This is a genomic window from Kribbella sp. NPDC050241, from assembly GCF_044459685.1.
Lineage (GTDB): Bacteria > Actinomycetota > Actinomycetes > Propionibacteriales > Kribbellaceae > Kribbella.
Genome location: NZ_JBITJE010000025.1, coordinates 1 through 7,469 on the forward strand (window position 1 = coordinate 1; position 7,469 = coordinate 7,469).

At 66.2% G+C, this 7,469-nt stretch carries 6 protein-coding genes and 1 pseudogene; 4 read left to right on the forward strand and 3 right to left on the reverse strand.

All coding sequences use genetic code 11. The features are described from left to right. Positions 1 to 369 precede the first annotated feature (369 nt). The 3 genes from ACIBG5_RS43420 to ACIBG5_RS43430 all read right to left on the reverse strand — a co-directional run bounded on the left by ACIBG5_RS43420 (position 370) and on the right by ACIBG5_RS43430 (position 3,219). Positions 370 to 1,719 carry a glycoside hydrolase family 27 protein gene (locus ACIBG5_RS43420; protein WP_396397960.1) on the reverse strand — a complete coding sequence of 450 codons (1,350 nt, stop codon included), beginning with the start codon at positions 1,717 to 1,719 and terminating at the stop codon, positions 370 to 372. Positions 1,720 to 1,875: 156 nt separating this feature from the next. Next, entirely contained in the window at positions 1,876 to 2,634 is a 759-nt protein-coding gene (locus ACIBG5_RS43425; RefSeq protein ID WP_396397961.1) for a maleylpyruvate isomerase family mycothiol-dependent enzyme, read from the reverse strand. 102 nt (positions 2,635 to 2,736) lie between these two features. Continuing rightward, positions 2,737 to 3,219, reverse strand: a complete 483-nt coding sequence (locus ACIBG5_RS43430) for a MarR family winged helix-turn-helix transcriptional regulator (protein WP_396397962.1) — start codon at positions 3,217 to 3,219, stop codon at positions 2,737 to 2,739. 99 nt (positions 3,220 to 3,318) lie between these two features. Here ACIBG5_RS43430 and ACIBG5_RS43435 point away from each other — a divergent pair, with 99 nt between their 5' ends. The 4 genes and pseudogenes from ACIBG5_RS43435 to ACIBG5_RS43450 all read left to right on the forward strand — a co-directional run bounded on the left by ACIBG5_RS43435 (position 3,319) and on the right by ACIBG5_RS43450 (position 7,399). Beyond that, positions 3,319 to 4,437: an epoxide hydrolase family protein gene (locus tag ACIBG5_RS43435; protein ID WP_396397963.1), complete on the forward strand. Its 1,119-nt coding sequence runs from the start codon at positions 3,319 to 3,321 to the stop codon at positions 4,435 to 4,437. A 350-nt stretch (positions 4,438 to 4,787) separates the two neighbouring features. Further along, positions 4,788 to 4,883: pseudogene (locus ACIBG5_RS43440) on the forward strand (zf-HC2 domain-containing protein); the annotation flags it as partial. 216 nt (positions 4,884 to 5,099) lie between these two features. Beyond that, entirely contained in the window at positions 5,100 to 5,492 is a 393-nt protein-coding gene (locus ACIBG5_RS43445) for a hypothetical protein (protein WP_396397965.1), read from the forward strand. A 35-nt stretch (positions 5,493 to 5,527) separates the two neighbouring features. After that, positions 5,528 to 7,399, forward strand: coding sequence for a copper resistance protein CopC (locus tag ACIBG5_RS43450; protein ID WP_396397964.1), 1,872 nt, complete (start codon positions 5,528 to 5,530; stop codon positions 7,397 to 7,399). Positions 7,400 to 7,469 lie beyond the last annotated feature (70 nt).

Here is a 7,469-nt window from a genome sequence, read left to right on the forward strand (position 1 = left end):
GATCACCATCACGAAGCCGCAGAGCCCGGGCCACATACATGACACCGATTCTCCCCGAACCCAGACGTAAACTAATCAACGACACGCGACACTAGCGGTCAGTCTGCCGGCAGCTGAACGAAGCACAGCTTGGCGGAAAGAGTTGTCAATGGCAACTGCTTCCGACATCGCACAGCGCCACCGAGCCCGCACCTGACAGACAGGACCTACCTGGAGAAGAAGCACGAACCCTCCGGTCCAGCATCACCGCCGCTCTGTCTGTTACAGCCGACTCCTACCAGGCGTGGCGCAGCCTCGACCACCTGCGAATCCCTGCTGTGGAACTCGATCTCATGGTGGGCACCGTCAGGCGCGACCAGTCCGCGACGGTCAGGAGAGGGTGATCAGGCGGGAGCCGTGGGCTGGAACGGCCTTGGCGGTCCAGGACTTGTTGAACTTGCCGAGGTTCTGCCGGCCGACCAGGTCGCGGATATTCCGATTGCCTCTGACGCCGAGCTGGTTCCACTGGACGGTGATATCGGAAGACTCGTCTCCGAGGTTGTAGACCGCGACTGCCAGGCGGCCGTCGGGTAGCCGCTTGTTCCATACCTGCAGCGTGCCGCCGGTGACCTGGGTCGGGATCACGCCGGCCTGGTCGACCGCGATGACTTCGCGATTGGTGAGGATCGACACGGCCTTGTCGTCGATGGTGGAGATGTCGCCGCCGACGTACAGCGGTGAGGACGCCATCGACCAGAACGTCATCACGCTCTGCCGTTCGGTGTCGGTGATGCCGTCCTGGATTCCGAGGCCGGTGTTGTTGGAGATCGGCATCGAGTCGAGGTCCGGCCAGTAGTTCGGCTCGACCACGTCGAGCCAGTTCGGCAGGTCTTCCCACCGATTGTCGACCGAGCTGGTCCAGGTCGACACGGTGTTGCAGTAGCACTCGACGTCGGTGTCGACGCGGACGCTGTTCGCCCATGGCCGCAGGCCTTCGCCGGCGTCCCGCGGTACCGGCCAGGCGCTCGCGGTCAGCCACATCTTGCGGCCGCTCTGGTCGATCGCCTTCGACCAGGCCTCGATGTCCGGGATGTTGTCGGTGGTGACGCCGTCGACCTTGACGAAATCGACGCCCCAGGAGGCGAATCGGTCCGCGATCGAGTCGAAGTACGCCTGCGCGCACGGCTTGGTGAAGTCGATCTTCCAGTCGCCGCCCCACATGTTGGTCGGCGTCAGCGGCATCACGGTGATGTCCTGGGTCGTGCAGTTGGTGCCGATGATCGGGGCGTTCTTGTCGTAGATCGCCTTCTGCAGACCGGCGCCGCCGTACAGGCCGATCTTGAGTCCCTTGCCGTGGATGTAGCGGGCCAGGCTGGCGATGCCGTTGGGGAAGCGCTCCGGGTCGGCCTCGGGGATGCCGTTGGCGTCGGTGCGGAACTGCCAGTCCCAGTTGGCGTTCCAGCCCGCGTCGAGGTTCACGTTCGTGTACCCGGCCCGCTTCAGGTTCGCGGCCATCGAGTCGGCGGTGTCCTTGATGTGTTCCTCGGTGAGCCACTTCGTCCCGTAGTCGGGGTGAGTGGAGGACTGGACGCTCCAGCTGCTCCAGCCCATGAACGGCTTGACGCTGAAGTCGCTCTTGGCGAGCGCCGGCGCGCTCGTGGACACCATCGTCGCGGTGAGGACGAGGGGTACGACGGTCGCCAGCGCGAGGGCATGGCGGAGGGGACGAACGGTGGACATGGCGTGGGCACCTTTCGTTGCGGGGCGTCCCGGTACCGTACGGGCGATTAATTGACCGCGTCAAGAATCTAGCCCCAGGTTGATTCTTCGTGACAGCCAGGAAGGCGATGCGTCCGACGTACCGTCCCGACCTGAGAGTTGCCTGCAGCAACGGTCTCAGGACTGCGCCCGTTCTCCGGGCAGTACCGGGAGCGTCGCGGGCGGCTGCGGCCACGGTGGCGGGACCGGCAACGTGGTGACCGAGTTGGTCCCCGGATCTTCGCTGCGGCCTGCGAGCCACGCGAGCAGTTCATGCCCGGCAGCGGCGACCGACGGTCCGCCCGGCGTGATCGTCCAGGTGCGGCCGAGATCGACCGCCTCGGCAGATCCGAGCGGGAAGCGTTGCGCCCTCATCGTCGCCAGTGTGTCGTCGAGAGCCCAGGCCACGTAGGAGGTGGGCCAATCTCGCGTCCCGTACCCACGGCCCAAATCGAAGTGGTGGGTTTCCAGTTCTCGCAGGCATCGCCGCAGGGTGAACCAGGCCGGGTGTGGCCACCCCGCAAGGGCTGTGACCACGTGACTCCAGGCGTCGGCGGGCATCTCGCCGATTTCCGCGGCGAACTGTTCCAGGCTGACTTGCAAATCGCCCGTGACCTCCACGGCTGTGGCGGCACCATCGGGCGGAGCGGTCGTGCTCGGCCTACTGCCCAGCTGTGTGCTGCGCCGGGCCGAACGCAGCAGCCAGGTGTAGGCATCCGCGCTCCGTGCCACATGCAGGAGCACCTGTCCGCGCGACCAGCCTGGAAGCATCGACGGGCCGCGAATGTCGGCATCGCTCAGCGTGACCGCCGTCGTGACGAGGCGGATCGCAGATTGGTCCAATTGCTCGATCAGATCGCTGATCGACCGCCTGACGGGCAAGAACGCCGTACTCATGGCATGGCCCTCTCGATCTGTTCCACCTGCGCGGATGTCGGTGATGGCAATCCTCCAGGACGATCGCACTGCACAGACGCGACCTTCATTATCCAGACCCGGTCAGCGCATCGGGGGCTCTTCGGGGGTGCCGGTACGTCGGTTGTGGTGGTCCGACAGTTTGGACAGCAGCTCGGTCAGCCGCTGGCGCTCGTCGGGTGACAGCGGAGCAAGCAGTTCGTCTTGGGACTCGGCCAGCCGTTTTTCCAGCCGCCGTAGCTGCCGCTTGCCGGCGGCGGTCAGCGAGATGATGTTGCGCCGCCCGTCAGAGGGGTCCGGGGCACGCTCGACCAGTCCGCGATCGGCGAGTTCGTTGATCGTCGCGACCATGTCGCTGAGGTGGATGCCACTACGGCGGCCCAGCGCGGCCTGGCTGGCCGGCCCGAAATCCTCCAGCGTCGCCAGCAGGCGGTAGTGGTAGCCGCGGGCGCCGACGGACGAGAACCCGTCGCCCACCAGGCGGTGCGCGTGCTGGGCGGCCAGGCCGAGCAGCCAGCTGGGCAGGCCCTCCCACCGGGCGGGCGTTTCGTCGGATGGCTTCTCCACGTGGCAAGTGTAACGAATCGTTAGGGCGACCAATGACCGTGATATCGTTTGGACACCGAACGTTAGTCGAGCTAACGTTTGGACACCGAATGAATCTCCATGGGAGTTGACACGATGATCAAGCCGTTCCACATCACGATCCCTCAGGCCGACCTCGACGATCTGGCCGACCGGCTCTCCCGCACGCGGTGGCCCAACGAGGTCGCCGATGCCGGATGGGACTACGGGTTCCCGCTGGCACGCCTCAAGGAGCTGGCCGAATACTGGCGCACCGGTTACGACTGGCGTGAGCACGAGGCCAGGCTCAACGAGCTTCCGCACTTCACCACCGAGATCGATGGTCAGAACATCCACTTCGTCCACGTCCGGTCGCCGAAACCCGACGCGCTCGCGCTGATCCTCACCCACGGCTGGCCAGGTTCGTTCCTGGAGTTCCTCGAGGTGATCGAGCCGCTGTCGCGCGACTTCCACCTGGTGATTCCGTCCATCCCCGGTTTCGGATTCTCCGGGCCGACCCACGAGCGCGGCTGGGACGCAGTCCGGGTCGCCCGGGCGTGGGCCGAGTTGATGCGCCGCCTGGGGTACGAGCGCTATGGCGCGCACGGCGGCGACTTCGGCGCGGGCATCTCCATCGCGCTCGGCGCGGTGGCGCCCGACCAGGTCGTCGGGGTGCACGTCAACTACCTGCCGACCCGGCCGGACCCCGACGTCGAGGTGTCCGCAGCGGATGAGGTTCGACTGGACAAAGTCAGACAGCTGATGGCGAATCGTCCGCCCTACCAGGCTTTGCTGGCGCTCACCCCCCAGACCATCGGCTACGCGCTGACCGACTCGCCGGTCGGTCAGCTGGTCTGGATCGCCGAGCGTTTCGCGCAGTGGACCGACCCCGCCACGCCGGTCAGCGACGATCAGATGCTGACCGACATCTCGCTGTACTGGCTGACCGCTACCGCGGCCTCATCGGGCCGGTTCCACCACGACACCCCTCGGGGGAGCCAACTGCCGTGCCGGGTGCCGCTCGGCGTGGCGGTGTTCGCCCACGACATCACACAGTCGGTACGACCGCTGGCCGAGCGGCTGTACGACGTCAGGCACTGGTCGGAGTTCGAGCGCGGAGGCCATTTCGCCGCGATGGAGGTGCCCGAGCTGCTCGCCGAGGACGTACGGGCGTTCTTCCGTACCCGCATCAAGGACGACAACCGATCGGACGCTGAGTGAAGGCCGGCTGCTGGCCGCGCACCTGTCCGGATGGTGGCTGGGCGTTGGTGTTGCCGCGTCAGCTCGTGATGAGGTAGTCGGCGGGTTCCCCGGCCGTCAAGGGGATGTTCCGACTGTGAGGCAACCGGCCGGACCGTGGCCGGGGAAACCCACCAAACCTGGGTCAGCAAGCCGTGCCCGGCGTGCACACGCTGCAGCCGTCCGGTCGATTCGTTGAGGTGAACCGAGCGACCGTCGGCGGCGTATTAGCCACATGTGAAGGAAGGGCCAGAGGCGGAACGAGCTGTGTGGGCGTTGTCTACGCTGGACGCCTTGCGGGCCGCGGTGGGAGAACACGGGACTGCCGGCCCGTGAGGTGTCCGGAGACGCGGTCGGTCGGGGCGTATTTGCTGGGTGCGCTGGACCTCCAGGAGCAGGTCGAGATGGAGCGACACCTGATCGGTTGCGAGGTCTGTCGCCAGGAACTGATCGAGGTGGCTCACCTGCCCGGGCTCATGCACAGACTCACGCTGGATGACGTCGCGCCGAGGGCATCTGCATGCGATCGCCAAGCTGAGCCTCGACCTGACCTCGTTCCGGAAATCGACGCGGCAAGACCGTTGTCCGAGGCCACTACTGCTTCGGTCTGGTCCGCGGTTGTGTATCGCTTGAGCCGGTCCCGGATGCTGCTGTTGGCGATGATCATGGTGCTGGTTCTGGCGACGGGCGGCTTGGCGAGCGCAGAACTCCTGACTCACGAGCCGACACCGGGGGTTGTGACCTGGACGTCAACGGATGCGGCCGGCGGAATCGACACGGTCGCACGTCTGGCCGATCAGGCATGGGGTACAGACATCCGGTTGTGGATGGACGATCTCCCACCGGAGCTGACCTGTCGCTTGGTTGTGCACCGGCGGACAGGTGCTGCTCAGACAGCGGGCTGGTGGTCGACCAACTACCAGTCGCGCCTGATGATTCCGGGCAGTACGTCGATTCCGCTCGCGCAGATCGATCGTCTCGACGTCATCCGGTCCGACGAGACCGTCCTGGCCACTCTGACCAGCACCACCCGATAGACAGGATGCTCCATGTCAATCGTCGGATCTGGCCGTTGAGCGGGCGGCGGTGGGGTCTGGTCGCGTGCCTGGTGCCGGTGCTGCTGTTCGTCACTGCGCCGCAGGCGAGTGCGCACCCCACGCTGCTGAGTACGACGCCTGCAGCGGGCTACTCGGTCGCGTCCAGGCCTTCCGCGATCACGATGGTGTTCGATGAACCTGTCAGTGTTGCGCCGCACGGCGTACGGGTCGAGGACAGCAGCGGGCACGCGGTCGACACGTCCGAGGTGGCCATCGAACAGGGCGGACGCAGAGTTGCCGTCAACACTCTCGAGGCGATGCCTGCGGGAAGGTATGTGGTCCATTGGGAGGTCACCGCGCAGGACGGCGATGTGGTTACGGCCGACTTCGACTTCGCTGTCGCAGCCGCAGCGGTCGAGCTGAGCGGAGCGGAGAGCGGCAGTTCGACGGGATTCCCGGTGATCGCCTTGCTGCGTTGGCTGTTCTTCCTCGGTCTGGTCGGCCTGCTGGGTGGCGCTGTCGGTGAACGGATCGTCCGCAGCGCCGTACCGGCGGCGACCCGCCCGCGATCGCTTGTGCGGCCGTCGGCGGCCGTCGGTTCTCTGGCGACAGCCTCGCAGCTCTTGTACGTCGTGATCGCGACCGCTGGGTTCGGCCGGGCCGGGTTCCTCCTTGCTGTCGGGGCCGCTGGTCTCGCCTTGCTGGCAGCGTTAGCTCATCGCATGCGTTGGTGGATGGTTGCGACGACGGCTGTGGTGGTGATCTCGGTCGAGGCCTTGCGCAATCACTTGGGGAGTCAACGCGGCGTCTCCGGTGCCATGGTCATCGCTGTCCATCTGGTGGCTCTCTGCGTCTGGCTGGGGGCGCTGTTCCATCTCCTCCGGGTAGCCAGAGCCAATAGAGGTCGTGTCCCGATCCGGCGAGCCTTCGCGGTGTACTCGCGGCTCGCCGTCGTCCTCTTCCTTCTTGTCGCAGTCTCCGGCGGGATCGGCGCGCTCATGCTGGTGCCGAGTCCTGGGGTGATCAGCGGTACGGCGTACGGTCGGACGCTGCTCGCAAAGGTTGTCCTGGTGGCGGTTGTCGCGGTCCTGGCGTGGGTCGCCCGGCGACGGTTGCTTTCGGCAACTGGCTCGTCGTTCACGCGGCCGGTAAGAGCCGAGGCCGTGGTTCTGCTGGTGGTCTTGGCCACGAGCGCCGTACTCGTGTCATTGCCTTCCCCGGCTCCGGCTACGGCGGACCTGGGCTATCCGACGCCGGCCGTCGGGCCGGTGATCCGGTTGGGCGGCCTGGCTGGGCAGATCGCCGTCGGCGTAGCAGCCAGCGAGAACCAACTGGAGGTGCGGCTGCATAGGCCGGATGGCGATACCGCTACGAACGACACCAGCCCGCCTGCGTTCGACCTGACCGCGAAGCTCATCGGCCGGGACGAGACCGTCGTACTCCGGCCGTGTGGTCGTGGATGCTTCGTCGGCCCGGTGGCGTGGACCGCGGGGCTCGAGCACATCGAACTGCGCGTCGGTGCGACTGGATGGCACGGTGGCATGGTCAGCTTCCCGATTCGGTGGGCGCCGCACATCTCTCGAGATGCCCTGCCGCGCGTGCGTACGGCCATGCTCGCGCAGCATGACTTCCGGGTCGTCGAGTCGATCACGAGCGATACCACTGCGCCGACGCCGGCGGCGCAGTCGGTGATCATCGACGGACCCGAGTTCATCGACAGCGATCCGTACGCCGGTCCGCCAGATCCCGACGTGGTCGTCGAGCCCCGGCCGGGTGGGCACCGCCTGCTCACCTTCGGCCTTCCTGCTGAAGGTATCCATGTCGAGCTCGAGGTGGACGCGTCGTACCGGATCGTCCACGAGACCCTGGTGGACCCGAACCATCTAGTGTCGCGTGTCGTTGATTAGTTTACGTCTGGGTTCGGGGAGAATCGGTGTCATGTATGTGGCCCGGGCTCTGCGGCTTCGTGATGGTGAT